This window comes from Virgibacillus natechei, from assembly GCF_026013645.1.
GTDB classification, from domain to species: Bacteria; Bacillota; Bacilli; order Bacillales; family Amphibacillaceae; genus Virgibacillus_L; species Virgibacillus_L natechei.
The window spans coordinates 2,596,061-2,622,202 of the sequence record NZ_CP110224.1 but is presented as its reverse complement, the minus strand read 5'-3'; the positions used below and the strand labels follow the sequence as shown (position 1 = coordinate 2,622,202).

At 39.9% G+C, this 26,142-nt stretch carries 23 protein-coding genes; 19 read left to right on the top strand and 4 right to left on the bottom strand.

Going from position 1 to position 26,142, the window contains the following annotated elements; genetic code table 11:
* Window positions 1-534 precede the first annotated feature (534 nt).
* Both OLD84_RS13570 and OLD84_RS13565 read left to right on the top strand, forming a co-directional pair.
* Window positions 535-783: a hypothetical protein gene (locus OLD84_RS13570; RefSeq protein ID WP_209464285.1), complete on the top strand. Its 249-nt coding sequence runs from the start codon at window positions 535-537 to the stop codon at window positions 781-783.
* 116 nt (window positions 784-899) lie between these two features.
* The gene (locus OLD84_RS13565; RefSeq protein WP_209464284.1) at window positions 900-1,814 is read left to right on the top strand and encodes a DMT family transporter; all 915 of its coding nucleotides are present in this window, start codon (window positions 900-902) and stop codon (window positions 1,812-1,814) included.
* A gap of 22 nt (window positions 1,815-1,836) precedes the next feature.
* Here OLD84_RS13565 and OLD84_RS13560 read toward each other — a convergent pair whose 3' ends face one another.
* The 3 genes from OLD84_RS13560 to OLD84_RS13550 all read right to left on the bottom strand — a co-directional run bounded on the left by OLD84_RS13560 (window position 1,837) and on the right by OLD84_RS13550 (window position 5,926).
* Window positions 1,837-3,165: a short-chain fatty acid transporter gene (locus tag OLD84_RS13560; RefSeq protein WP_209464283.1), complete on the bottom strand. Its 1,329-nt coding sequence runs from the start codon at window positions 3,163-3,165 to the stop codon at window positions 1,837-1,839.
* Window positions 3,166-3,598: 433 nt separating this feature from the next.
* Window positions 3,599-5,059, bottom strand: coding sequence for an aldehyde dehydrogenase family protein (locus tag OLD84_RS13555; protein ID WP_209464282.1), 1,461 nt, complete (start codon window positions 5,057-5,059; stop codon window positions 3,599-3,601).
* 15 nt (window positions 5,060-5,074) lie between these two features.
* Entirely contained in the window at window positions 5,075-5,926 is an 852-nt protein-coding gene (locus tag OLD84_RS13550; RefSeq protein WP_209464281.1) for a methyl-accepting chemotaxis protein, read from the bottom strand.
* Between the two features lie 324 nt (window positions 5,927-6,250).
* Here OLD84_RS13550 and motA point away from each other — a divergent pair, with 324 nt between their 5' ends.
* From motA to OLD84_RS13485, 13 genes are all read left to right on the top strand, one after another.
* Complete coding sequence (gene motA / locus OLD84_RS13545) at window positions 6,251-7,039, top strand: flagellar motor stator protein MotA (protein ID WP_209464280.1); 789 nt, start codon at window positions 6,251-6,253, stop codon at window positions 7,037-7,039.
* A complete protein-coding gene (gene motB, locus OLD84_RS13540) occupies window positions 7,032-7,850 on the top strand; it encodes a flagellar motor protein MotB (protein ID WP_245301663.1) in 819 nt (272 codons plus the stop codon). Before motA ends, motB begins: the two co-directional genes overlap by 8 nt.
* A gap of 56 nt (window positions 7,851-7,906) precedes the next feature.
* Complete coding sequence (locus OLD84_RS13535; RefSeq protein ID WP_209464279.1) at window positions 7,907-9,886, top strand: chemotaxis protein CheA; 1,980 nt, start codon at window positions 7,907-7,909, stop codon at window positions 9,884-9,886.
* A gap of 18 nt (window positions 9,887-9,904) precedes the next feature.
* A complete protein-coding gene (locus OLD84_RS13530; protein ID WP_209464278.1) occupies window positions 9,905-10,366 on the top strand; it encodes a chemotaxis protein CheW in 462 nt (153 codons plus the stop codon).
* A 19-nt stretch (window positions 10,367-10,385) separates the two neighbouring features.
* Window positions 10,386-10,742, top strand: coding sequence for a response regulator (locus tag OLD84_RS13525; RefSeq protein WP_209464277.1), 357 nt, complete (start codon window positions 10,386-10,388; stop codon window positions 10,740-10,742).
* Between the two features lie 35 nt (window positions 10,743-10,777).
* The gene (locus OLD84_RS13520) at window positions 10,778-12,466 is read left to right on the top strand and encodes a methyl-accepting chemotaxis protein (RefSeq protein ID WP_209464276.1); all 1,689 of its coding nucleotides are present in this window, start codon (window positions 10,778-10,780) and stop codon (window positions 12,464-12,466) included.
* Window positions 12,467-12,972: 506 nt separating this feature from the next.
* Window positions 12,973-13,968, top strand: a complete 996-nt coding sequence (locus OLD84_RS13515) for a TAXI family TRAP transporter solute-binding subunit (protein ID WP_209464275.1) — start codon at window positions 12,973-12,975, stop codon at window positions 13,966-13,968.
* Between the two features lie 105 nt (window positions 13,969-14,073).
* Window positions 14,074-16,044 (top strand): TRAP transporter permease, encoded by a 1,971-nt coding sequence (locus OLD84_RS13510; protein WP_209464274.1) that lies wholly within the window; start codon window positions 14,074-14,076, stop codon window positions 16,042-16,044.
* Window positions 16,045-16,239: 195 nt separating this feature from the next.
* Window positions 16,240-16,329, top strand: a complete 90-nt coding sequence (locus tag OLD84_RS13505; protein WP_245301662.1) for a putative holin-like toxin — start codon at window positions 16,240-16,242, stop codon at window positions 16,327-16,329.
* 387 nt (window positions 16,330-16,716) lie between these two features.
* The gene (locus OLD84_RS13500) at window positions 16,717-17,928 is read left to right on the top strand and encodes a CynX/NimT family MFS transporter (RefSeq protein WP_264917209.1); all 1,212 of its coding nucleotides are present in this window, start codon (window positions 16,717-16,719) and stop codon (window positions 17,926-17,928) included.
* Window positions 17,929-17,991: 63 nt separating this feature from the next.
* Entirely contained in the window at window positions 17,992-19,197 is a 1,206-nt protein-coding gene (locus OLD84_RS13495) for an MFS transporter (RefSeq protein WP_209464273.1), read from the top strand.
* Window positions 19,198-19,274: 77 nt separating this feature from the next.
* The gene (locus OLD84_RS13490; RefSeq protein WP_209464272.1) at window positions 19,275-19,784 is read left to right on the top strand and encodes a DUF1648 domain-containing protein; all 510 of its coding nucleotides are present in this window, start codon (window positions 19,275-19,277) and stop codon (window positions 19,782-19,784) included.
* A gap of 99 nt (window positions 19,785-19,883) precedes the next feature.
* Entirely contained in the window at window positions 19,884-20,627 is a 744-nt protein-coding gene (locus tag OLD84_RS13485; protein ID WP_209464271.1) for a Cof-type HAD-IIB family hydrolase, read from the top strand.
* 365 nt (window positions 20,628-20,992) lie between these two features.
* On the opposite strand, the gene OLD84_RS13480 is transcribed toward OLD84_RS13485, so the two are convergent.
* Window positions 20,993-22,012, bottom strand: coding sequence for a YeiH family protein (locus tag OLD84_RS13480; RefSeq protein WP_209464270.1), 1,020 nt, complete (start codon window positions 22,010-22,012; stop codon window positions 20,993-20,995).
* 150 nt (window positions 22,013-22,162) lie between these two features.
* Between OLD84_RS13480 and OLD84_RS13475 the strand changes: the two genes are divergently transcribed.
* The 4 genes from OLD84_RS13475 (at window position 22,163) to OLD84_RS13460 (ending at window position 26,059) form a co-directional block, all read left to right on the top strand.
* On the top strand, window positions 22,163-23,041 hold the full coding sequence (locus tag OLD84_RS13475; protein WP_209464269.1) for a LysR family transcriptional regulator: 879 nt from the start codon (window positions 22,163-22,165) through the stop codon (window positions 23,039-23,041).
* 150 nt (window positions 23,042-23,191) lie between these two features.
* Window positions 23,192-23,374 carry a cold-shock protein gene (locus OLD84_RS13470; protein WP_209464268.1) on the top strand — a complete coding sequence of 61 codons (183 nt, stop codon included), beginning with the start codon at window positions 23,192-23,194 and terminating at the stop codon, window positions 23,372-23,374.
* A gap of 711 nt (window positions 23,375-24,085) precedes the next feature.
* Window positions 24,086-25,606 carry an acetaldehyde dehydrogenase ExaC gene (gene exaC / locus OLD84_RS13465; RefSeq protein ID WP_209464267.1) on the top strand — a complete coding sequence of 507 codons (1,521 nt, stop codon included), beginning with the start codon at window positions 24,086-24,088 and terminating at the stop codon, window positions 25,604-25,606.
* Window positions 25,607-25,699: 93 nt separating this feature from the next.
* On the top strand, window positions 25,700-26,059 hold the full coding sequence (locus OLD84_RS13460) for a DUF779 domain-containing protein (RefSeq protein WP_209464266.1): 360 nt from the start codon (window positions 25,700-25,702) through the stop codon (window positions 26,057-26,059).
* The last annotated feature ends 83 nt before the right edge of the window (window positions 26,060-26,142 follow it).

The window sequence follows — 26,142 nt, the reverse complement described above, 5'->3', positions numbered from 1 at the left end:
ATTTTTTCATCATTGCATAGGAAACTATGAATTTAAATGCTGTGAATAACTAAGTTACCGAAATATCCACGTCCAGCTCCAGTGCCCAGCAACTATCAAACTTCACACTCCTCCACTACGATAAAGAAGACTTACTGATTGCCAAGCCGGAGGCGTAGGCAGAAGTAAAGTCGCACTTATACCCTTGTGGTGAAAGTCAACATCGACTCCCTTGGTTTAAGGAAGGCCGACTAAAACCGGGCTTGCGCTCAGGCGTCGGCATACCCCTATGAAGGGGCATGTTTCCTTTAGCGGGGTGGAAGTTCAACTAAAACCGCCACTTTGCGTGGCAACGTTGAACCACCCGCAGCGCTGAGCGCAGTTTGTACGTTGCTAAACGGGCGCTTGCGCTTTTGTTCTGGAACCTGAACTGATTTTCTTCTGAATTACGGATAAATAGACCTACTTCATTTGGGAAATTAATTCAAAATACCCTTGTAGCTGTAGCTGGACCAGTGCTAATCTATAGATGATGATGACAAAGGGGGACATCTGTTGACGAGAGAGATGATGGAGGATTTGTTGGAAGGTTTCACGAAAATGACCGAGGATCTGCAGGATATACAAGCGAATGGCAATCATATGAATGATCTTATTTTAAAAACTGAAAATAAAGTTAAAGATGTAACAATAAATTTAAACGGACTACAGCAGAATCTTTGGAAGTTGGATCAGAAGTTTAATTTAGTTGAAGGCCTTATGAAAACAAAGGTTAAAAGACAGATAGTAAAGAAAGCGAGCTAGTTCAAGCGTGCATTCATGCAGGCTTATTTTTTTTGGTCAAACACCTTTACTTGTTTCATCCCGCTGTAAACTGCTATCATATATTGATATTGAAAATAGAGGAAGGGGAGGAAATTATGAAAAAAATAAAAGCGATCCTTCCAAGAAATAAAGCCATAATCTGGTCCTTAATTCTATTAATCACGCTCCTCTGGGGGTATGCTTGGGTGCTTATGAAAGAAGCCCTGGAATACATGGGGCCGTTTACATTCTCGGCGTTTCGGTTTGGAATAGGTGCCATCACCTTATTGCTTGTTGTCTGGATTATGAAAATAGGCTTGCCACCAAAACGCTATTGGAAGCACCTAATCATTGTAGGGATCCTGCAAACATCTATTGTTTTCCTGCTCGTAATGTATGGACTGGAGTTTGTTGATGCAGGAAAATCATCCGTACTCCTATATTCCATGCCAATGTGGAGTAGCCTGCTAGCGGTGAAATTTCTCGGTGAAAAAATAACTCCTGTGAGGATGACTGGATTACTTATTGGTATGCTCGGGCTGTTAACCATCTTAGGCTGGGATATTTGGACAGGACAGAGCTTTGAAGTTATATTTGGTGAAATCCTTATCATAATCGCGGCTATCTCTTGGGCAATATCGAATACATATTACCGATTAAACGTACAGGAGTTACCGAAAATACAGGCATCTGCATTTCAAATGTTTTTCGGTGCAATTGGAATAAGTATTGCCATGCTCGTAATGGAGTGGGGAGACCCCATCGTTTTAAATGTTACCAGCATGTATTATATTTTATTCACAGGTATCCTGGCTTCAGCATTGTGCTTTACCGTCTGGTTCTTCATCATTAGTAAAATTGATATGGTAACCGCTACGATTTCAACCTTGCTCGTCCCTATATTTGGCTTGGTATTCAGTAGCATCCTATTAGACGAGAAACTGACCGCCGGTGTGTTAACAGGCTCAGCTCTGATTATTATTGGCATCATTATAGCTACGATTACGAAAAAAAATCCTTACGCCGAGTAGGGTCGTGAGGATTTTGATTGATTTAAAAGAATAAGAGACCAATAGCTATTGGTATAAAGCTGTAAAGCAAAATCATGAGACAGAACCCCATAATATCACGGACTTTCAATCCTGCAATAGCGAGTACTGGTAGCGCCCAGAAAGGCTGTATCATATTCGTCCATGCATCTCCCCATGCAACTGCCATGACTGTCTTGGCTGTATCTACACCAATTTCAATGGAAGCTGGAATCATAATCGGACCTTGGACTGCCCATTGTCCGCCACCAGACGGGACGAAAAAGTTAACAATTCCAGCACTGATAAAGGTAAACAGTGGGAATGTAAACTCCGTTGAAAGACTGATGAACCATTCAGACATTTGCTGCGACAGTCCTGATGCTACCATCATGCCCATAATTCCTGCATAGAAAGGAAATTGAACAATGATGCCACCAACATTGCGAACACCTTTCATGACCGTGTCTAGAAAACGTTTCGGTGTTCGATGAAAGATGATTCCAAGGAATAGAAAGATAAAGTTTACAATATTAATATTCAAGTTAAAGCCATTTGAGACAAAATGATAGAAAATATAAGCTAAGCCCATAATCCCAACAATAAATGAAACGGTTTGGCTATTTTCTAGTCGATCTGCAGGTGTTAATGCTTCGGTTGATTCTTGAGTTACCTGTGCGTCTTCTTCATCTGTTTTCCATAAACTAGTGTCCGTGTTGCCTAACGGGTCAGTTCCCTTCATTAAATAGCGATTGAAAAATGGCAACGTTACGACCAAAAACAAGACGATAAAAATATTAATGGGGCTAAATAATGTTTCAACAACTGGAATGGTTCCGATTGTATCTTCTAGAAAATGGCCGGGTGTTGCTATAAGTAACGGAATGGAAGCAGAAAAACCCCCATGCCAGACGAGCATTCCACTATAGGCACTGGCGATCAGCAAACGGTAATCCACTGTAGGAACTCTTTTCGCTACGTGAACGGCAAACAATGCCCCAACTACTAAGCCAAATCCATAATTAATTAAACAGGCAATCAAAGCAACAAATGTAACCAACATAATAGCTTGAGCAGGCGTCTTGGCAAGGTTACTTAATTTGGCAAGTCCATTTCGGATAATAGGAGCACTGGCTAAAATATACCCCGTCACCACAACCAAAGCCATTTGCATCGCAAAATCTAACAAATCCCAGAAACCGCCTCCCCAATGCTCAATCATTTGAACAGGGCCACTATCGGTGAAAAAGACACCTAAAAGAAAAACTAAAAACGTTAAAATGATGGCAAATAAAAATGCATCAGGCAAATATCGCTGCACCATACGATCAAAAAATGAAGTGAGTGTTTTCATGACTTCCCCTTCCTTTTATTGAATAGATACGCTTATAAAGCGAGCTATCTCAAACTTTAACACTATTAAAATATAAGTAATAGTATGTTTTTCAGCAAGAAATATGTCCTATGATTTAGTGCCTGTCACTTCCCGTTTTTTGTCGAATGACAAAACGAAAGGCTGTTTTCTAAAAGATTGTATCGCTGAATATTGGTTAGTTGATCCGGTTTAAAAAACACTGGAACAATATATTCTGAGCAAGGAAATTTATGTCTTATCAGAAGTATTTATGGAAGAACAAATGGTCAGCTTATTTTCCATGTGTTTCGTTTACAATGGAAGACGTTTTTGCAAACATTCCAGAACTACCAAAGGCTTAGTAGGAAGTAAAAACCAAGTACGAATGCAAGTAAAAGCGACCACCTTCAGGTGATCGCCTCTAAACTAAATCCTAAGAATATGGATACTGCCTAGTTTTATGCTGGACAGAGATCCATTTTGTTGTTGTGAATGCGTCTAGGCTCCAGTCGCCGTTTAATCGGCCAAGTCCAGAGTTCTTTACGCCGCCAAATGCTACGTTTGGTTCATCATTAATCGTTCCATCGTTAATATGAATCATGCCTGTATCCATTTGTTTAGCAAGTTCTGCTCCTCGCTCGACATTACCAGTGTGAATGGCTCCGCTTAAACCGTACGCGCTGTTGTTTGCGTAATCTAAGATTTCTTCATCACTAGATACTTTCATAATCGATATAACTGGTGCAAATAATTCCTCTTGGGCAATGCTCATGTTCGGTGTTACGTTTGTGAACACGACAGGTTCCACCACATTTCCTTTTACTTCCCCTTTTACAACTGGAGTTGCTCCTTCTGCGATACCTTTCTCAATAAGAGCTACCGTTCCATTCACTTGTTGTTTGTTAATTAATGGTCCGATAATGGTATTCGGATCTGTCGGATCGCCACATGTCAATGTAGATACTTTAGCAGCATATTTTTCAACGAATTCATCATAAACATCTTCATGAACAATTAAACGATTTGCTGACATACATATTTGACCCTGATGGGTGAAACGGCTGAACACAGCTGCACTTACAGCTAAGTCTATGTCTGCATCCTCCAGTACAGCAAGTGCGCTGTTTCCACCTAATTCTAAATGAGCTTCTTTTAAATTTCTCCCAGCGACTGCACCAATATGTTTCCCAACTTTCGTGGAACCTGTAAACGAAATAGCCCGCGGAATAGGGTGCTCGACGAAGTTATCTCCGATTTCCTCAATTTCCGTTGTAATGACGTTTAATAGTCCTTTTGGCAATCCCGCACTTTCGAAAATCTTTGCAATCATGGTTCCGCCAGTAATTGAAGTGTGTTCATGCGGTTTTAGCACAACACCGTTTCCCGCTCCTAATGCTGGAGCTACTGATTTCATGGATAGGAAGAAAGGGAAATTAAATGGACTAATAACTCCAACTACTCCAACAGGAACACGGTAAACACGGTTTTCTTTATCGTCAATTGGCGAAGGTAGAATTTTACCTTCCATACGCATTGGGAAAGTGGATGATTCTTTAATCATATTCTTTACAAGCCCAATTTCAAATTCAGCTTTTAATCGTGTACCACCAATCTCATCAATGATTACATTTATGAGCGCTTCATGATTTTCTTCCATATACGCAAATGCCTTGTCGAAAATGTCTCGTTGACTAATAGGATTTGTTTTGGCCCATTGTTTCTGCACACGATTTGCGGATGTATAGGCATCATTCAGATCCTGAAGGGTTGCTGCTTGGTATGTAGCAATTAATTCTCCATTATAAGGGTTTTTATTCTCCATCTTTCGAGAACTTGATCCTTCACGCCATTTCCCATTAATATATTGACTGTTTAATTGTTTGAAATCTATCATTTCATTCACTCCTCGTTAGTTTTTAATTTCAATATTCTCTTTTGCTAGTTCTGCTAGTTCTTGAATGTTTCCATTGATTTCTTGCATGGTTGCGGTTAGTTCTTCGATAGCTGCTGATTGTGTATCTGATTGTAAGTTAGTATCTTGAATATGTTGGTTTAAGTTAGTAATCACCTGTTTAATGTTATCGGTAATTCCATAGATTTCGGTGACTTGATCCTTGGAATTGTTGGCCATTTTACGTATTTCATCGGCTACTACAGAAAAACCTCTGCCATGTTCCCCTGCACGAGCAGCTTCAATTGCAGCGTTCAAACCAAGTAAATTACTTTGGTCGGCAATTCCCTTCACAACTGTAGAGACTTCTTCAATTGTATCTACACTGTTGTTTACTTCAGATGCTTTATCGTTGATGAATGTCATGTTACTTGCAAGATCGGAGGTTGATTGCGCCATGTCTTGGATGGTATTTGTTACTTCATCTACAACGGTAGACAAATTAGATGCAATATCTGAGAGTTGATTTGCTCGTTCAGTATTTAAGCCGACACCAACTCCTCCAATTACTTTACCGTATTCATCATGTAGAGGTACTGCCCTGGATACAAGGTTTACACCAAGTATATGTGCAGGTACAACCATAGCTTGATTTTTATTTTCCCGAATTGCATTTGTAACGATATCTCCTTCAAGTAACGGATCACCAGGTGTTACATCTAATGAAAATGTTTTTGCTGGAAAATTAATAATTAACTTCTCTGTGTCATATATGCCGATCGTAATATCATCGTTTACTAATGATTGCAAAAAGGGGGAAACTTGTATAAATGATTGAAATAAGGGTTGGTGCTTCTGATCTGTTTCCATATTTATCTAATTCACTCCTGTTTCTCAAATTATATCCAACTAAGTTATTATCGGTTTATATATAATAAAATTGAATGGATTGACTTAATGTCAGAAATGTAAAATTTCAGCCCAACGATCGATCTTGATAACTCATATTTATGTAAATATTATGTAATTAATAAAACCCCTTCAACTATTTCGACATAAACCGATACATAAAGATAGGTATAATTCCAAAAAGATCTCGAGAAGTTCTAACTTTTAACATAGGGTGACTCGTAACCGATGATATCACGTAACGATACATACAGATTTCTATAATTTATTTTTGGGGGGTTCAATATGGATAAGACAACCGTAATAGGTATTTTCTTAGGTTTTATTGCCATCGGTGTTGGTATAATACTGAAGGGCGTTGAATTGGAGGCTTTAATTAATCCAGGTGCTTTTATTATTATTGTTGTAGGTACGGCTGCATCGGTAGTCATTGCATTTCCTATGAGTACGATTAAGAAAGTTCCATCTCTATTCAAGAAATTATTTGTAGAGGAAAAACAAATCGATACAAAAGAGCTCATTACGACATTTACGGAATGGGCGGAACAGACGCGTAGAGAAGGCATGCTATCTTTAGAGAATCAGATAGATAGAGTTGACAATGAACCATTTTTATCTTCTGGCTTGCAACTGGCTATAGATGGACAAACACCTGAGTTTATTCGGGACGTTATGTTGGAGAAAGTTGATGCCATGGAAAGAAGACATGAAGAAGGGGCGGCTGTATTCTCACAAGCCGGTACCTATGCTCCGACGTTAGGCGTGCTTGGTGCGGTAATTGGTTTGATTGCTGCACTTGGTGATATGCAGGATATGGATGTATTAGGCTCGGCGATTTCTGCTGCATTTATTGCAACATTGCTTGGTATTTTTACGGGGTATATGCTGTGGCACCCGTTTGCAAATAAGCTACGTGAAAAGTCGAAAAAAGAAGTGCAACAAAAGGAGATCATGATTGAGGGTATCGTATCGATAACGAATGGTGACTCTGCAATGGTTGTACGGGATAAGTTAGCTTCTTATTTGTCAGCTAAGGAGTTAAACGCACCGAAGCAGGAGAATGAAAATGAGTAGAAGGCCAATGCGTAGAAATAGGCGGCGAAAGGATAGACATATCGACGAATCCTGGTTACTTCCGTATTCAGATCTCCTGACCCTATTAGTGGCGCTGTTTATCGTTTTATTTGCAATGAGTGATGTTGATGCTCAACGATACCAAGAATTAGCAGAAGTTTTTCAAAGTGAATTCTCTTCTGCTGGGACTGGAATTGTGGAATATGATCAGGTTCCAGTGGAAATACCGGTAGAATCCAATGAAGAAGATGAAGTAGAGGAAGACGAATCCGAAGAGGAAGAAGAGATAGAGGATCAACGTGATACTGCTTTAGAATTGCTTCAATTACAGGACCTCCAAGAAGAGATCGACCATTATATTGAAGAAAATAATTTAGCAGAGGAGTTAGGGACGGCGTTAACGGATGAAGGATTATTAATTTCTATTGAGAATGAAATAACCTTTGAATCAGCAAGTGCTGTTGTAAATAGAGAAGGCGAAGAAATTGCTCATGAGATAGCTGACCTTCTACATACAGATCCTCCACGTCAAATTGTGATTAGCGGACATGCTGATGATCGACCAATGAATAATGAAGAATTCGAATCCAACTGGGAATTAAGTGTGCAGCGGGCTGTTAATTTTATGGGCATCATTTTGGAAAATGACGAACTTGATCCAGCACGATATAGTGCGAAAGGATACGGGGAACATCAACCAATTTTACCAAATACAAGTGAAGAAAATCGAGCGTTAAATAGACGGGTGGAAGTACTCGTATTACCTAATTTTGAAATACAAACGGAATTAGATGATTTAGAAGATCAATAAATATAGTAGCGTGCTTGGCTAGAATTTCTAATAGACTCAAAGAAAGGAAGTGTGGAATGGAGACGACTCAATACATTGATATGTTTCTAGATGAAAGCCGTGAGCATTTACAAGCAGTTAACGATCATATTCTCCAATTGGAAAAACAACCAGGTGACCTTACGCTTGTCGATGAAATATTCCGTTCAGCCCATACACTAAAAGGGATGGCTGCGACCATGGAATTTGAGGATATTGCTTCCCTGACACATCATATGGAAAACGTTCTGGATAAAATTAGAAACAGTCAATTAGCAGTTTCTACAGAACTTATTGATATTATTTTTTTAGCACTAGATTCGCTGGAAGAAATGGTTAACGCAATCAGTGAAGGAAGCGATGGCAAAAAGGATGTTTCAGGGCTAGTTAGTCGATTGGAGCAGTTGGAAACAGGAACATCTAAAGAGAACCAGCCAGAAGATGAAAAAGGAGAAGAGAAAAAAGAAGTTGAATTAGATGAATTCCAAGCTACTGTAGTTGCCCAGGCAGAAGAGCAGGGATTTCATACATACCAAATTACAGTCACACTTGCTGAAGATTGTATGCTGAAATCCGTTCGTGCTTATATGGTTTTTGAAGCAATTGATAGCCATGGAGAACTAATAAAGACCATACCTGAAATGGAAGTGCTAGAAGAAGGAGAGTTTGAACAAGATTTTTCTTTGTTCTTTTTGTCCAAGACCTCTTCAGAAGAAATGAAGGAATTAATTTATAATGTGTCTGAAGTAAAAGATGTTCAAGTTTCAACAGTTTCGCCTATAAAAGAATCCAAGATGGTGGAACAAGCTACAGAAGAAACCTCAGCCACTTCCACAGAGGAGAAGCCAGCGCAAGGTAAAAACACGTCTTCCAAAACGATTCGTGTGAATTTGGATCGGATTGATGAGTTGATGAACTTATTTGAAGAGATTGTTATTGATCGAAGTCGCCTGGAAGATCTTGCTGAGCATATAGAGAATCCGGAATTAACAGAGACGGTTGAGCATGTTACACGTGTTTCAGAAGACATGCAGGGTTTGATATTAGGCATGCGGATGGTGCCTGTTGACCAGGTATTTAATCGATTTCCACGTATGGTACGAGGGTTGGCTAAGGATTTGGATAAAAAGATAAATTTAGAAATTATCGGAGCTGAAACGGAGCTGGATCGAACGGTTATTGACGAAATAGGGGATCCATTGGTGCATTTGATCCGCAATTCTATTGATCACGGAATTGAGTCAACTTCAGAACGTATCCAAGCAGGCAAATCTGAATCCGGTGAGTTAACATTAAGAGCTTTTCATAGCGGGAATCATGTGTTTATTGAAATAGAAGATGATGGAGCAGGGATTAACCGCAAAAAAGTGGAGGCAAAAGCAATTGAACAAGGATTACTTACAATTGAAAAAAGTAAAGAGAAAACCGATAACGACATATTCCAACTCCTATTAGCATCTGGATTCAGCACAGCGGATGAAGTCTCTGATATATCTGGGCGCGGGGTTGGATTGGATGTTGTAAAAAATAAAATAGAATCCTTGGGTGGGCAAATTGATATTGAATCGAAACATGGTATGGGTAGTAAATTCTCGATTCAATTGCCCTTGACACTTTCTATTCTATCAACATTATTGGTTAAGGTTCAACACGAAACCTATGCTGTTCCACTTTCGTCCATTATTGAGACGGTACTGCTTGAAGAGGAACAGATGATGTATGCCCATGGTCAAAAGGTGATGGACTTCCGAGGTAAAGTGATTCCACTCGTATCGTTAGCCGAAGTATTTAACGTCCCAAAAGCTGAAGATACCACAGAAAAGCACCATGCCATTGTGGTTATTAAAAAAGGTGAAAAAGTAACAGGGATAATCGTGGATTCTTTTATTGGCCAAAAGGAAGTGGTTTTAAAGTCATTAGGAAACTATATGCAGGATGTTTATGCTATTTCAGGTGCAACAATTTTAGGAGATGGTCAAGTCGCTTTGATTATAGATCCGAATGCATTGATTAAATAGGAATAGGGGGTCTTGATTATGGAGGAAATGATAAAATTTATCGTATTTAAGTTAAAAAATCAATCATACGGTGTTGATGTGCAACAAGTTCTATCGATTGAACGAACACAGGAAATTACAGCGGTTCCCCGAACATCAGCGTTTATCAAAGGGGTGATTCAACTTCGTGGGGAAATGACACCTATCATTGATCTTAAGGAACGTTTACAGCTTGGTGAAACGGAAAAAACGGATGCTAATCGTATATTAGTTGTTCAATTGGATGATATACAAGTGGGGTTAATCGTCGATTCAGCATCAGAGGTAATCGATATTGATCCAGCTGTGATAGAACCAGCACCTAAGATTATTGGTGAAATACAGGAAACCTTTCTTAAAGGCGTAGCGAAATTAGAAGAAAGACTGTTAATTTTACTAGATTTAGAGAAAATATTAGATTTCAATGAAACCAATGAAGTGAGAGAAATAATAGAAGAATAGGAAAACAGGAGGGGCTAAAATGGCAAAAGTATTAATAACAGATGATGCGGCATTCATGAGGATGCAACTTAAAGATATATTAACAAAATTAGGACATGAAGTAGTAGGTGAAGCCGGAAATGGTCAGGAGGCTATTGAAAAATATCAGGAACTCGAGCCTGATATTATAACGATGGACATTACGATGCCTGAAATGAATGGTGTTGAAGCAGTGAAAGAAATAAAACAGCTAAACGATGACGTCAAGATTATTATGTGTTCGGCAATGGGGCAGCAAACGATGGTTTTAGAAGCTATACAAGCTGGAGCAAAAGATTTTATTGTAAAACCTTTTACTGCGGAACGAATTGAAGAAGCAATGAAGAAAGCTCTATAAGATAATTTTAGTAAAATAATAATGAGGTGCACGAATTGAAAAAGGGATTCAAAAGCGTTAAGGCTAAAATAATTTTCGGATTTTCTATCGTAATTTTACTGGTGTTTTTATTGGGGATTTTTAATAATTATTCTACTTATCATACGAATAATGAAATAGAAGAAATCTTGGATTACCAGCTTGAGATGCTAATAGCGGATGAACAGTTGGCGGTCGATATGGCTGAAAGAACAAGTTTGCTAAGAGGGTATTTATTATATGGAGATCAGCATTACAAAGATGAATTTGAAGGCACGTTAGAAGAAAGTATAGAACTGGAAAACTTTGTACTTGAAAACAGCAGCTCCGAACAAGCGCAAGAACTTATTGATAGGAAAATTGAGTGGGGACACTTAACAGATGAAGTGTTTGCACACTATGATGGTGGTAACGAAGAACGAGCAATGGATATTATGGCGGACGAGGTCCAGCCGATTGCGAATGAATTAATTGACGGTTTCCAGGATATGGCCACCAGCAGAGAAACACAAATTCATGAAATAGGCGACGAAATCATCGCAAACGGGGAACTTACTTTTTATATAGGCGCTAGTATAACCATTCTTGTCATGATTTTAGGTGTAGTAGTTGCCCTCGTTACTTCTAGGAGTATTACGAAACCGATTATCGCAGTTATGGAACGCATGAAATTAATTGCGAACGGTGACCTCAGCAGTGAGCCAATCCAGACAAAGTCACGAGATGAAATAGGGCAACTTGTTACGGCGACGAACGAAATGAATACGAGTATGCAAGAAGTCATACATAAGATTAATGACGTATCACATACGGTATCAAGTCATAGTGAAGAATTGACGCAATCTGCAAATGAAGTGAAGTCAGGATCTGAACAAGTGGCAAGTACGATGCAAGAATTAGCAGCTGGATCCGAGACGCAAGCGAATAGTGCAAGTGATCTAGCATCCATTATGAATACATTCACTACAAAAGTTCAAGAAGCAAATGAAAAAGGGGAGAATATTCAGCAGTCCTCAACTGAAGTTTTGGAAATGACTACAGTAGGCAGTCAATATATGGACGAATCAACGAAGCAAATGGCAAATATTGATCAAATTGTTCGGGAATCCGTGCAAAAGATGCAAAGTTTAGATAAGCAATCACAGGAGATATCAAAGTTAGTAACTGTTATTCAAGGCATTGCAGATCAAACAAATCTATTAGCCTTAAATGCTGCGATTGAAGCTGCAAGAGCTGGTGAACATGGCAAAGGCTTTGCGGTTGTGGCTGATGAAGTAAGAAAGTTAGCGGAACAAGTATCTGTTTCTGTAACGGATATCACTGGATTTGTAAGTGCGATCCAGAATGAATCCAGTACGGTAGCAGAATCATTAAAAGAAGGCTATACAGAAGTTGAAAAGGGTACAAGCCAAATTAAGACCACTGGTGAAACCTTTAGCGATATAAGTACATCTGTAAATGAAATGGTAACGAATATTCATTCTGTATCGGAGAACCTTTCAGAAATAGTGGCTAATAGTCAGGAAATGAATGGCTCGATTGAGGAGATTGCATCAGCTTCTGAGGAAGCAGCTGCAGGAGTGGAAGAGACGTCCGCTTCCTCCGAACAAACGAGTAGCTCGATGGAAGAGGTGGCAGCAAGTTCTGACCAACTTTCCAAGTTAGCTGAAGAACTAAATAGTTTAGTACGTCAATTTAAGTTGTAAATGATGAATTGATAGTTCGTTTGATACAAACGGACTATCAATTCTAATTATAGATTTGTAGAGGGGGGGGGATCGCAAAAGATAGAAAAAGGTGTGCTTAAAAAGGATTTAGATTTTTATCATGTCAATCAACTTTATAAATTTATCAGAGAATCATCTTTATGGCTATGAAGCTTAGCTTAGATCAGAAGAACATTAAAATATTATAAAAACATGAATTTTTAACCAGAACATCACCCAAATCTACGTAAACATCGCCTTAATGATATAAATCATCACCACCCCCAAAGTATATAAAGTCACCCGAATTGCTGCGAAGGATTAGCATCGTTGAAAGTATGCCATCTAGGAATAAATAATCAGAGAACATATCATAAAATTAAAAAATAAGAATAAATATATTTAAAACGAGCTTCCCATTTAATTCTGCACATCCATGAGATTTCCCTCTTTCTAAAAAACGCCCATAGTTGGAAGCTAAAAATAAAAGAAAAAGGGGTTAAAACATGAGAAGAAAGAAATTAGTTGGATTATTTATACTAATGTTAACCATGGTCTTAGTTCTTGCAGCATGTGGAGGCGGAGGGAAGAATATTGCGATTGGTCCGCCAGCGAGTGAAACAAATACGGTGTCTAGCTTAATTTTGGAAGCGTATGGGTTGGGTGAAGATGACTATAGTGCATACCAAGAGGGATTTGGAGATGCGGCTGATGGTGTACAGGATGGAAATATTGATATTTCGATTGGAATATTGGGATTGCCTGCAGGCAGTATTGAAAGTTTGCAAGCGTCAGCCGGTGATGTGAAGATGCTAGATCTATCTGATGATGCAATTGATCATATGGAGGAGAATAGCGGATATCAGCGCTATACGATTCCACAAGATACTTATGATTTTCTTGACGCTGATGTAGAGACAGTTACAGCGTATGCGGTTTTGGTGGGTAATACGGATGCCATTGATGAAGAGTTGGGTTATGAACTGGCTAAGTCGATGGTGGAAAATGCAGACGAAAATACGCATGCCCAGTCAGAGCAAATGACATTGGAAAACGCGCTGCAAGGATCTGATGGATTAGAGATTCACCCTGGTGCAAAACGCTATTATGAAGAACAAGGGTTAACGGTTGATAATCCTGAAGCAGAGCTAAGCGCAACGGATAGTAAAGATGAATTTATTTTAGGAACCGGTAGTCAGGGTGGTACGTATTATCCACTTGGTGGCGAGATGGCGAATATATGGAACAACAACATCGATGGGATAAATGTGACGAATACAGAAACAGGGGCCTCAATCGAAAACCTGGCTAGTATTCGTGATGGAGATATGGATCTTGGTATGACTGTTCATGTGCCGGCGCTAGACGCATTGAATGGTGAGGGGGACTTTGAAGGTAATGAAGTAACGAATGCTGCTTTCATCGGACACATTTATCCAGAGGTTGTTCAAATAGTCACGCGTGAAAATGCTGATATTGAAAGCTTAGATGATATGAACTAAGTTTTGGTGGGAAACAAAACCCGATAATAGAAGAAAATCTAGAGAGGGGATCTTGTTTAAAGCAGATCCCTTTTCTTCTACCTATTCTAAGGGGATGGTGGTTGTATGCAAAGCAATCAGGAAACAAATGCAAAAGATATTCTAGAAAAATATGATAAAGAAAGTAACTACCGGATCAATATTGGAAAATGGGCTTGGATTGTTACGTTTCTCGGTGTGACATTAACATTTTTCCATTTATATACAGGATACTTTGGGACATTGCCATCTCAACAGCAAGGTGCTATTCATTTGGGGACAGGGCTTGGCATTATTTTTTTACTTTTCCCTGCAAAAATAGGGCTGCAAAAAAAACAGAAAACCATTCCATGGTATGATGTTATATTCGCATTTAGCGCGATGTATGTGTCTTATCATAAAGTTTTCTTTTACGCACCTATTCTACAAAGCAGGATTTCAGGATACGGCGTGGTAGATATTATCATATCTGTTATAGGAGTGTTGTTGCTACTTGAAGCCACACGTCGAACGGTTGGATTACCAATTGTTATCGTTGCATTTATTACCATTTTATACGCGATTTTTGGAAACTTTATTCCAACACAAATACTTTCGCATCCAGGTTTTTCAGTCGATCGGTTGGCGACGAATTTATGGTATAGGGAGAGTGGTGTGTTTGGAACACCGATTCAAATTTCCTCGACATTCATTTTTCTATTTCTCTTCTTTGGGGTTATTCTTGTACATACGAAGATAGGTAGATTCTTCAACGATTTAGCATTTGCATTAACTGGCAGGTACACGGGAGGTACGGCGAAGGCTGCGGTCTCTGCGAGTGCCTTACAAGGCATGGTATCAGGAAGCTCGGTAGGCAATACGGTTGCATCTGGATCCTTTACGATCCCAATGATGAAAAAAGCAGGATTTAAGCCAGAATTTTCTGCGGCGACGGAGGCCTCTGCCTCAACAGGTGGACAGATCATGCCACCACTGATGGGTGCAGCAGCTTTTATAATGATGGAATATTTAAGTGTGTCTTATGTTACTATAATGTTAGCTGCGGTCATTCCGGCTGTTTTATACTTTAGTGGAATTTTTATTGGAACGCATTTTGAAGCTAAGAAATTAGGTATATTCGGATTACCAAAGTCAGAGCTTCCGGTATTTCGAAAATTAATGCTTCATTATGGTTATATGCTTCTCCCGTTAGTTGTAATTGTAGGAACGATTATAGTAGGTTTTACCCCACAGAGAGCTGCTTTAATGGGAATTTTAGCAGCATTCCTTGTTAGTTTGATTAGAAAAGAAACACGTATGAATTTCAAACAAATTATTCACGTTTTAGAACAGGGGGCTCGAGTTGCGCTACCGGTAATTGCCGCTGTGGCAACCGCTGGAATAATTGCTGGGGTAGTGAGTATAACAGGTCTTGGCTCAAAATTTGCCTCAGGTATTATTGCATTATCAAGTGGACATCTCTTCTTAGCATTATTTTTCACGATGATTGCTTGTATTATTCTTGGTATGGGATTACCGACAACTGCAAATTACGTAGTAACAGCAACTGTTGCAGCACCGGCGTTAATTAATGAGTTTGGTATTACTCCGATCGCTGCGCATATGTTTGTATTTTACTTTGGAATTGTTGCTGATATTACACCGCCTGTTTGCTTGGCCGCGTATGCTGGAGCTGGAATAGCTAGGGCGAATCCGTTTAAAACGGGTGTGAACGCGGTGAAACTTGCAATTGCAGCATTTATTATCCCGTATATATTTATCTATAATCCAATTTTAGTGTTAGTAGATGTCACACCAGTAAATCTAATAATTTCCGTACTCACTGCACTTTTAGGGATGATTGCTATTAGTAGCTCTATGATCGGATTCTTTATACGCAATTCAACAAATTGGGAAAGAGTTATATTATTTGGATCTGGCCTAATGCTAATTACGCCTGCGTTAGCTAGCAGTATTGCTGGAATTATCTTAATTGTTATCGTATGGTTTATTCAAAAGCAACGTAAGGATGACTCTGGGGAAATGGGTACAGATCAATCATTATCGACAGAAGGCTAAGTATGATTAGGCGATAACATGCACTAAAAGGCTCAGCAAAAAAATGTAATCAAACAAAATAACACAAACAAATGTTCTTATTTAGTGGTTACCTCCATGAATTTTATGATACACTATCAATAATGATAAAGTTTCGAATAGGATTGGATCGGCTTACCCTGTTTTCGGAGGAATAGGGGGTGACGCCTTCTGAGCATGTTTGAAGTGTTTGTGGTGCTGTTTTCATTTGGCACTTTTCTAGTTGCGTTGATTACGCTCGTGGTAGAAATAATTAATAGAAAATAGACCTCTCTAGTCGTAACTGTACTGTGCTAAGAGAGGTCTGTTTGTAAAGGATGGTCGATCCCTAGGGGAACCGCTTATCATCAGACCACAGTTGCCTCTGTGGTCTTCTTTAGTGTATGCAACATTTTTCCTATAGTATACCATAAACCAAGGTTTTGAAAAGAAATAAGCAGCCAGTTCAATATGTATTTAGTTATTTCCTGGGCAATAAGAAGTGAACTTTTATCCGACCTTTGACCTCTAACCTCTGGAACGACGAGGCAGCAGCTGAGTTTTTTCTTATATATTCAAGTGCGATTGAAATTTCAATCAGAGATCGTAATATATTGCATCCATTTCCCTTCATTAAATTCAATATGCTATAGTAGTTTTTAGGGAGGTGTATAGGTGGAAGGATATAATACAAAAGAAAATGAACCAAGCGTGTATCGTTATTTGCTACTTGCTGGTATCATTTTTGTAGCATTTAATTTAAGACCTTCTATTACTTCAGTCGGACCACTGATGGGAATTATTCGTGATGATATTGGTCTGTCCAATTGGAGTGTAGGAGTCTTAACGAGTTTGCCACTCGTCGCATTTGCCGTCATATCTCCAATTGCACCTAAACTTGGTCAACGATTTACATATGAAAGAACAATGCTTTTAGGATTAATTTTACTCGTATTCGGAATCGGTATGCGATCCATTTCTTTACTAGTCTTTCTTTTGATTGGCACGTTGTTTGTCGGAATGGGAATTGCCATTTGTAATGTATTATTACCAGGTGTTCTTAAGGAAAAATATCCAGCAAAAGTTGCGCTCATGACAGCCGTCTATTCAACTGCAATGGGGATATTTGCTGCAACAGCATCCGGCTTAAGTATTCCATTGGCAACAGGTATGGATTTAGGGTGGCAGTTGGCTTTACTTGTATGGGCGATCCCTGCAATACTTGCGGCTATTATCTGGGTCTATCTTGCTAGAAAAACACCAAAAGATGATGATAATGCTGAGGTTACGTATGTGCGTGTTGCAGAGAACCGAATGTATAAATCACCGCTTGCTTGGCAAGTAGCTGGCTATATGGGCTTTCAATCATTTTTATTTTATGTGACGATTTCCTGGCTACCAGAAATCCTGCATGATTATGGTGTGACGATGGCAACAGCAGGATGGATGTTGTCATTTTCACAATTTATCGGACTTCCTGCTAGCTTTCTTGTACCTATGATCGCCGGTAGGGTGGAATCACAACGTCCGATCGTAATTGCATTGGGAATATGTTCGGTAACTGGATTTAGTGGACTTCTTTTGGGGAGTTCCTATGCCATTATGGTGATAAGCACAATCTTAATTGGGAGTGCGATGAGTGGAAGTTTTGCCCTAGGCTTAACATTTTTGGGCTTGCGTGCGCGAAATGCAAAACAGGCCGGCGAGTTATCGGGAATGGCACAATCGCTCGGATACGTCTTGGCCGCAATTGGTCCGATGCTTATTGGCTATTTATATGATATCACGCAGGTTTGGACAGTACCATTAATCACATTGATCGGTATCGCTATAATGGTTGTGATTTTTGGCATGGGTGCTGGTCGCAATAAGTTTGTGTTGGATTAATTGTTAGGATAATCGGACACCATCACTATAGAAAAAATAGTACATTATAATGGACGTGAAATCATGAATCAAAGCAAAAAATACACAATTCGCGACGCGTATTTCTGGAAGATTACGATCAGCCTGGCACTGGCTTCCTTTTTTGTTTTTGCTTGTATGTATGCGGTGCAACCACTTCTTCCAGTTTTTGTGGAAGAATTCGGAGTGTCTGTTTCCGAGTCCAGTTTAGCCTTATCTATGACGATTGTTGGAATTATTATTGGCTTAATTGTATTGGGATTTTATTCTGATCGAATGGGTCGTACAATGTTTATTAAACTTTCCTTAGCTGGATCTGTTATCCCTTTTCTCATCCTGCCAATAGTGGATTCATTTTATATCCTTGTCGTCCTTCGTTTCATTCAAGGTTTTGCATTAGCAGGGTTGCCTGCAGCATCACTTGCATACCTGAGTGAAGAAATTGATAGAAGAAGTGTTGGGGTTGCTATCGGGCTGTATATTTCCAGTAATGCGCTTGGAGGTATGGTTGGAAGGGTATTTACCGGATATATAACCGATCATTATTCATGGGAAATGGCGTTTTATAGTTTAGCCATAGTAGGACTGGCTATATTGGTTGTGGTTCTACTAATGCTACCAAAATCACGTTTCTTTCAATCTAGTGATCTAACATTTCGTAAAGACATTGAAGGTTTTCTATTTCATTTAAGAAACCCAGCATTATTAGTTGTTTTTGGACTCGGTATCGTATTGCAATTCGCTTTTACAGGTGTGTGGACGTATTTGCCATTTCATTTACTGGCGGAGCCATATTCGTTATCCTTAGAAGCTATTTCGTATACGTTCTTAGCGTACGGACTTGGAGTGATAGGCTCTCCATTGGCAGGGTGGCTCGCAGGTAAATTTGGTTTATCTAAAATTCGAATTGTTGGTGTGATGCTTTTAACGATTGGGATATGTTTAACGTTGAGCCCGTCATTAATCCTGATTGTTATTGGTTTATGTGTATCTTGTTTGGGATTCTTTACAGCCCATTCACTTACAGCTACTTCGGTAGGGGAGCAAGCGACACATCACAAGGGCAGTGCCGCAAGTCTTTATTTAGTTTCCTATTATATTGGGGTGGCGCTTGGAAGTTCGGCGCTCGGACCGTTATGGGACGCAGCAGGTTGGGCTGGTCTGGTAATCTTTACAGCACTATTACCTGTGACGTATTTGCTTTTTATAAAAGGGACAAACGATAAAAGGAAGACTGTTCGTTCGAAATAGTATCTCTTTTTAAAAAAGCGAAGGCTGTTTTTAAAGTTGGTAGAACTTGAATTTCATGTATGTAGAGGATGGATAGAATGAAAGATCAGTCGAATATAAAAGTGTCAGCAAGTACGTGGGAGAAGTTATTCCACTTCTTCGCATTTATAGTAATTATCGTCATGTTTGTCTATGCGATTGTGATGTTCAATCGGTTACCTGATGAAGTTCCAATCCACTTTAATGCTGCCGGTGAAGCGGATAATTGGGGAGGCAGGGGATCAATTTTTATGCTTCCACTCCTATCGCTTCCTATGTTCATGCTGTTATTTTTTTTAGGGAAAGCCCCTCACATCCATAATTATCCTGTAAAAGTAACCGAACAGAATGCGCCAAAGCTGTACAGGGAATCTCGATTGTTATTGGCAGCAATGAATTTCGAAATGGTTGCTATTTTTGCTTTAATTACGTGGGAGATGGCTCATACTGCACAGGGGAATGCGACAATGGGGGTATGGATGATTGTTCTTATCACAATTGCTCCTCTGGCTACCATTGGCTATTTTTTGCTGCGAATGAATCGATTGAAAAAGGAACTGACTAGTTGAGTAGCCAGGATACAAACATTGCTAGCCTAATTGAAATATATTACACTTACGTTGCGTTGATAAACACAATCAGTATAACCGACTTGGAGGAACATTTACATGGCAGAAACGAAACAAGCTATAAAATTAATTGCACTAGATATGGATGGAACGTTATTGGATAATGAACTTGAGGTCTCTGAACCCACACAAGCAGTAATTGCAGAAGCATTGGCAAATGACGTACATGTGGTTTTAAGTACAGGAAGATCGCTGGATACCTGCTATCCCTATGCAACGTTGTTAAATCTCACGTCTTATCTTATTACATCCAATGGTGGAGAGATTTATACAATGGATAAAAAATTATTGGATCAACATTTAATGGAAACGGAAAAAATAGAAAAAATGTGGAATTTAGGAAGAGAAGTGGATGTGCAAATATGGATGGTGTCGACAACTGGGGTTTACCGCGATTCTCGCCCAGAAAACTTTTATGACCATGATTGGCTCAAATTTGGTTGCAGCTCCCTTGATAAAAGCAAGCTTGATAAAATGGTTGAAGAGCTTTCCTATTTTGAAGGGTTGGAGCTGACAAACTCATTGCCGACAAATTTGGAGGCAAATCCTGCTGGAGTTAGTAAGGCAGCTGCACTTCATTTTGTATGCAAGGAAATCGGCATTACGATGGATGAGATCATGGCGGTTGGCGACAGTTTGAATGACATTAAAATGATTCAAGAGGCAGGAGTAGGTGTCGCAATGGGCAATGCCCAGGAAGCGATAAAAAATGTTGCCGATTATGTAACAGACGCGAATGATAATGATGGTGTTGCCAAGGCAATTGAACGATTTGCTCTTTAATAGGTTGTTCAAAAAGTCCGGTAAAAATGACACGTCGAAGTGGACCTTCTGCTAAAACCGCCCACGTCCTGTGGGCAACGCAGAAGTCACCACATCCTGTGGAAGCTCGTTGGCTTGTTTCTCCGCTCCTTGGAAAAGAAAAACACTTTTCCTGCGTGCTAGAGCGTTTGCTCATGTATTGAAAAGCTTACATTCCGCTGCTCGAAACTGCGCCGCCTCGAACTTTCAACGCACAGGACGTGCTAGTGTCGGTGTTGCCACAGGACGTGGCGAACTTAACCGACGCGGTCCTTTTTATCCTCCATTTTGAACACGTACTTTAAGAGAAAAACAGCTCTATGGAAGTAGTAGAGCTGTTTTTTATCTTATAGCAATACGATCCAAAACATTAGGACGGAAAGTAAAACGGATGTAATAACCATTGCTAGAAGCGGCCTGAGTGCTTTATTTTTAACATCTTTCAAACTGACGTTTAAACCGAGCCCGACCATTGCAGCCGTTAGGATAAATGTCGTCATAAAGTCTACACTATTCAGTACACTTTGTGATACGGAAATATAGGTCCCAAGTACGTAGCTGCCGAAAAGACTCATTGCAATAAAGCCGAGTAAGAACCACGGGAATGGTACCCTCGGGCTGCCATCCACATCGATTTCTTTACGATTCTTCATCCAAAAAATTAACACAAAGCATAGTGGTACAAGGAGGAAAACACGTCCCAGCTTAGCTAACAATGCAACTGCAAGTGCTTCCTCACCAGCTGGTTCTGCAGCTAATGCAACATGGGCAAGTTCATGCAAGCTAAGTCCGGCCCACGTCCCGTATTGGATTTCTGTTAATGGTAAAATCGGTTGCAAAAGGGCATAGATAATGGAAAATATTGTTCCAACGAGCGCGATGATCCCAACACCGATTGCCGTATCTTCCTCTTTTGCTTTGATAACGGGGGACACTGCGGCAATTGCAGCAGCTCCACACACACCGGTTCCAACGCCGAGCAGTAAAGCAAGTTGTTGATTCGCTTTAAATAATTTCGCTAAATAAACAGTAAGGAGAATAGAAAATAGGATGGCTACAGCACCTTTGGCTAGCAATCCAAGTCCATCATCAAAGATCACGTCAATATTTAATTTTAATCCATATAAAATGATGGCAAATCGTAGCAAATACTTCGAAGAAAATTGAATTCCAATTCGAAGGTAATCCGGATATCCGAAAATCTGCCGGTAAATAATAGCAAGCACAATGGCGCTACCAAGCGGACCTACAAGGTTGAAACCTGGAACCAAAGCAAGCAGATACCCAATGCTTGCAATTAAAAATGTAAAACCAATTCCAAGCAATAATTTTTTCCAATACTTATTTTCGTTTAGTAGTGATGTCATCAGATGCGCCTCTTTCTTGGTATATTTTAATTATAGTCTTCGTTTAATGATAAGGAAAATAAATTATAATAATATATATGATAACATTTACTTATTATCGAAATGTATGTGTGCTGTCATACAAGAAAGTGCTGTAGGAGGTAATAAAAAGTGGATCAGCAATTAATCGTCTTTGTAGAAGTCGTAGAACGTAAAAATTTCTCTAGGGCTGCCGAGGCTTTACATATGTCGCAGCCTGCAGTAAGTCAATATATTTCTTCACTTGAGAAGGAATTTGGCTTGAGGCTACTAGAGAGAAATAACAAATTTGTACAGCGAAATAAAGCAGGAGAGATTGTTTATCAATATGCGAAAGATATCTTGAGAAGTTATAATCAGATGACCGTTCACGTATCTGATTTAAAGAACGAGCCGAGTGGGGAGTTGAAAATAGGAGCTAGTTATACGATTGGGGAGTACTTACTCCCAAGAATCCTAGCAGCTCTGCAAAAGGAATATCCGCGAATTATACCTGCAGTGACGATTGGAAATACGGAGGATATTGGTCAGAAACTGGTTAATCACGAGATTGATATTGGCTTAATTGAAGGTGATTTTTCCCATAAGCAGCTTGTTGTCGATCCTTTTGCCATTGATGAAATGTATATTATTGCAGGTAATCACCAGAAGTTGAAGGATCAAGAAACCGTATCCGTCCCGGATTTAGAAAAAGAGACATGGATTATTCGTGAAACTGGATCGGGAACGCGTAAAATGCTGGAGGAATTTTTCCAAAATAATGCTGTAAATCCAGAGCGCATACTGACATTTGGCAGTACGCAAGTAATTAAAGAGGGGGTAACCTCGGGGCTGGGGATCAGTCTGCTATCAGAATTAACCTTACAGAAGGAATTGGAGCTAGGATTAATTCACAAGCTTAATGTGAAAGGTACACCTATTAAACGCAACTTTTCCATTATAAAAAATCAACAAGAGTTTCATTCCAAGGCTTTACAAGTGTTTGAACAGATTGTCAAGACAGTACTTTAAGTAACAGGGAAACTGCGCAACTGTGAGTGATGTATATTACAGGCGGCAATAGGCAATCCTTGTTATATTAGCAACGATTTTCGAAGAAGCCTTTCTTTGTTGATAAGAAAAGAGTATAATAAGAAGTGTACCAGGAAAGGGGATGCAATTATGTCATTTTCTCGTGGACCAAAAGAACCGGTTCCAGAAGTGGATACAAATGTGTGGTCATGTACCAGTGAAGCGTGTCAAGGCTGGATGCGGGAATCATATAGTTTTAGTGAAGAGCCAGAATGTCCACTCTGTAAATCATCTATGGAACAGGAAGTACGCGTACTTCCAGAAGTAAAATAAGCGTAGTTGCAAGACCTTACGTAACTGTTGAGGCTAACTTTTACAGAATTGAAATAATCATATATACCACATTGTTCTAAAGGTGTTACCAAAAATCGGAAAATTTGCCGGTTTTATTCATTGTTTGATCATAAGAATACGTATAGCTTTTATTAACTCATGACGTTGGATCTAGCCGATGTCATGAGTCTTTACTTATAGAAAATAGCCTCAACGAAACTTGCCCCCTGATTCTATTGGATCAGGGTATTTTTTTGTTGCATAGGAAACTATAGAATTTAAAAGCTGTGGATAATTTATACACTGGAATAGCCACGCCCAGCTCCAGCTCCCAGCAACTATCAAACTTCACACTCCTCCACTACGATAAAGAAGACTTGCCGATTGGCTCCGCCAGAGGCTTAGTCGCACTTATACCCTTGTGGTGAAAGTCAATATCGACTCACTTCGTTCGTAGTGTTTCCTTTATCTCATTGCGGAGTGGAAGTTCAACTAAAACCGCCACTTTGCGTGGCAACGTTGAACCACCCGCGATGCGCGGGCGCAGTTTGTACGTTGCTAAACGGGCGCTTGCGCTTTTGTTCTTCAGTAATATAATTTAATAATTGTAATTATTCCTAAACTAACTACATACATATTAATAGAATTAGGTCAAGCTATTATCACAGGTTTAATCGTTTATCAAAGCAGTATATGTAGAGGGGGAATTTTATGAGATACAAAAATCCAAATACGGAAGGTTCACTTGTAACCTTCAAAGCAAAGTACGATAATTTTATAGGTGGAGAATATAGGCCGCCTACGAACGGGAAATATTTTGATAATGTAAGCCCTGTAACTGGCGAGGTATTTTCTGAAATGGCCAGATCGACGAAGGAAGACGTAGAAGCTGCGGTTGATGCGGCAGAGGCTGCTAAGGATGCTTGGGGGAAAACGGCAGTTGCAGAGCGGGCAAATATCCTAAATAAAATAGCAGATCGGATTGAGGAAAACGTGGAAATGCTGGCAGTTGCCGAAACATGGGATAACGGTAAAGCGGTTCGTGAAGGCCTGGCAGCGGACATACCGCTCGCAGCGGATCATTACCGCTATTTTGCCGGAGCGATTCGTGCCCAGGAAGGTGGACTAAGTCAGATTGATGATGATACAGTCGCCTACCATTTTAATGAGCCGCTTGGTGTTGTGGGACAAATCATTCCGTGGAACTTCCCGATTTTAATGGCTACATGGAAGCTGGCACCTGCCTTAGCAGCCGGAAACTGTGTTGTATTAAAGCCAGCGGAACAAACGCCAGCATCGATTCATGTGCTGATGGATCTTATCAAAGATCTTCTACCTCCTGGCGTCATTAATATTGTAAATGGATTTGGTGTGGAGGCAGGAAAACCGCTTGCTTCAAACAGTAGAATTTCGAAGGTTGCATTCACAGGGGAAACAACGACGGGACGGCTGATCATGCAATATGCTTCGGAAAATATCATCCCAGTTACGCTAGAGCTTGGTGGGAAATCTCCAAATATTTTCTTTGAAGATGTGATGGATGCGGATGATGGATTTTTAGACAAAGCGGTTGAAGGATTTGTTATGTTTGCCTTGAATCAAGGAGAGGTCTGTACATGTCCTTCCCGTGCAATTGTGCATGAATCCATTTACGATAAGTTTATGGAGCGCGTGATTGAACGGGTTAACCAGATTAAAATAGGTCATCCGCTCGACTCGGAAACTATGATGGGTGCCCAGGCGTCACAGGAGCAAATGGAAAAAATCATTTCCTATTTGGATATTGGAAAACAAGAAGGTGCAGAGATTCTTGTTGGAGGAAATGTGAATGAACTCGATGGGGAACTTGGTGGCGGTTATTACGTAGAGCCAACTATTTTCAAAGGTGACAATAAAATGCGTATTTTCCAAGAGGAAATCTTTGGCCCTGTGCTTTCAGTAACGACGTTTAAAGATAAAGAGGAAGCGATGGAAATCGCAAATGACACGCTTTATGGATTAGGTGCGGGTGTATGGACACGTAATATCAATACGGCCTATCGCTTTGGCCGCGGTATTCAGGCAGGTCGTGTGTGGACAAATTGTTATCACGAGTATCCAGCCCATGCGGCATTCGGCGGCTATAAAAAATCCGGTATCGGCCGTGAAAATCATCTCATGATGCTTGGCCATTACCAGCAAACGAAAAATTTACTCATCAGCTACAGCGAAGATGCGGCCGGATTATTTTAAAGCTTGAAATTCTAACATCACAAGGGAGGAGCTGGATAGGTAGTGAAGTCCGGTTCCTTTTTTGCATATCGTAATACAGAAAGGATGATGAAAATGGTAGAACGCGTAACCGTGACAGATGAGGCGCATGCCCTGATCAACACGTTAAAAGAGACGCACGGACCGTTGATGTTTCATCAGTCAGGAGGGTGTTGTGATGGGAGTTCACCAATGTGCTTTCCACGAGACGAATTTCGCACTGGTGACTCCGACTTCTTGCTTGGAGAGATCGCAGAAACGCCCTTCTATATGGCAAAAGATCAATACGAATACTGGAAGCACACACAGCTAATAATTGACGCTGTGGACGGACACGGCGGCATGTTTTCATTGGAAGGACCTGAAGGGAAGCGATTTCTGACGAGGTCACGAGTGTTTACAAAAGAAGAAAATGCTATGCTTTCTGCGAAATAACAAAAAACCGTCAATTGCATGTAATGTGCGAGCTGACGGTTTTTAATTAATTAAATAGTCGAATAGGTACCATCTACTTGCTT

What these genes read in the sequence shown, in the direction of transcription:
- OLD84_RS13565 (WP_209464284.1), top strand. Translation starts at nt 900, where the DNA reads ATGAAAAAAATAAAAGCGATCCTTCCAAGAAATAAAGCCATAATCTGG.
- OLD84_RS13560 (WP_209464283.1), bottom strand. Translation starts at nt 3,165, where the DNA reads ATGAAAACACTCACTTCATTTTTTGATCGTATGGTGCAGCGATATTTG.
- OLD84_RS13555 (WP_209464282.1), bottom strand. Translation starts at nt 5,059, where the DNA reads ATGATAGATTTCAAACAATTAAACAGTCAATATATTAATGGGAAATGG.
- OLD84_RS13550 (WP_209464281.1), bottom strand. Translation starts at nt 5,926, where the DNA reads ATGGAAACAGATCAGAAGCACCAACCCTTATTTCAATCATTTATACAA.
- motA (WP_209464280.1), top strand. Translation starts at nt 6,251, where the DNA reads ATGGATAAGACAACCGTAATAGGTATTTTCTTAGGTTTTATTGCCATC.
- motB (WP_245301663.1), top strand. Translation starts at nt 7,032, where the DNA reads ATGAGTAGAAGGCCAATGCGTAGAAATAGGCGGCGAAAGGATAGACAT.
- OLD84_RS13535 (WP_209464279.1), top strand. Translation starts at nt 7,907, where the DNA reads ATGGAGACGACTCAATACATTGATATGTTTCTAGATGAAAGCCGTGAG.
- OLD84_RS13530 (WP_209464278.1), top strand. Translation starts at nt 9,905, where the DNA reads ATGGAGGAAATGATAAAATTTATCGTATTTAAGTTAAAAAATCAATCA.
- OLD84_RS13525 (WP_209464277.1), top strand. Translation starts at nt 10,386, where the DNA reads ATGGCAAAAGTATTAATAACAGATGATGCGGCATTCATGAGGATGCAA.
- OLD84_RS13515 (WP_209464275.1), top strand. Translation starts at nt 12,973, where the DNA reads ATGAGAAGAAAGAAATTAGTTGGATTATTTATACTAATGTTAACCATG.
- OLD84_RS13510 (WP_209464274.1), top strand. Translation starts at nt 14,074, where the DNA reads ATGCAAAGCAATCAGGAAACAAATGCAAAAGATATTCTAGAAAAATAT.
- OLD84_RS13505 (WP_245301662.1), top strand. Translation starts at nt 16,240, where the DNA reads ATGTTTGAAGTGTTTGTGGTGCTGTTTTCATTTGGCACTTTTCTAGTT.
- OLD84_RS13495 (WP_209464273.1), top strand. Translation starts at nt 17,992, where the DNA reads ATGAATCAAAGCAAAAAATACACAATTCGCGACGCGTATTTCTGGAAG.
- OLD84_RS13490 (WP_209464272.1), top strand. Translation starts at nt 19,275, where the DNA reads ATGAAAGATCAGTCGAATATAAAAGTGTCAGCAAGTACGTGGGAGAAG.
- OLD84_RS13485 (WP_209464271.1), top strand. Translation starts at nt 19,884, where the DNA reads ATGGCAGAAACGAAACAAGCTATAAAATTAATTGCACTAGATATGGAT.
- OLD84_RS13480 (WP_209464270.1), bottom strand. Translation starts at nt 22,012, where the DNA reads ATGACATCACTACTAAACGAAAATAAGTATTGGAAAAAATTATTGCTT.
- OLD84_RS13470 (WP_209464268.1), top strand. Translation starts at nt 23,192, where the DNA reads ATGTCATTTTCTCGTGGACCAAAAGAACCGGTTCCAGAAGTGGATACA.
- exaC (WP_209464267.1), top strand. Translation starts at nt 24,086, where the DNA reads ATGAGATACAAAAATCCAAATACGGAAGGTTCACTTGTAACCTTCAAA.
- OLD84_RS13460 (WP_209464266.1), top strand. Translation starts at nt 25,700, where the DNA reads ATGGTAGAACGCGTAACCGTGACAGATGAGGCGCATGCCCTGATCAAC.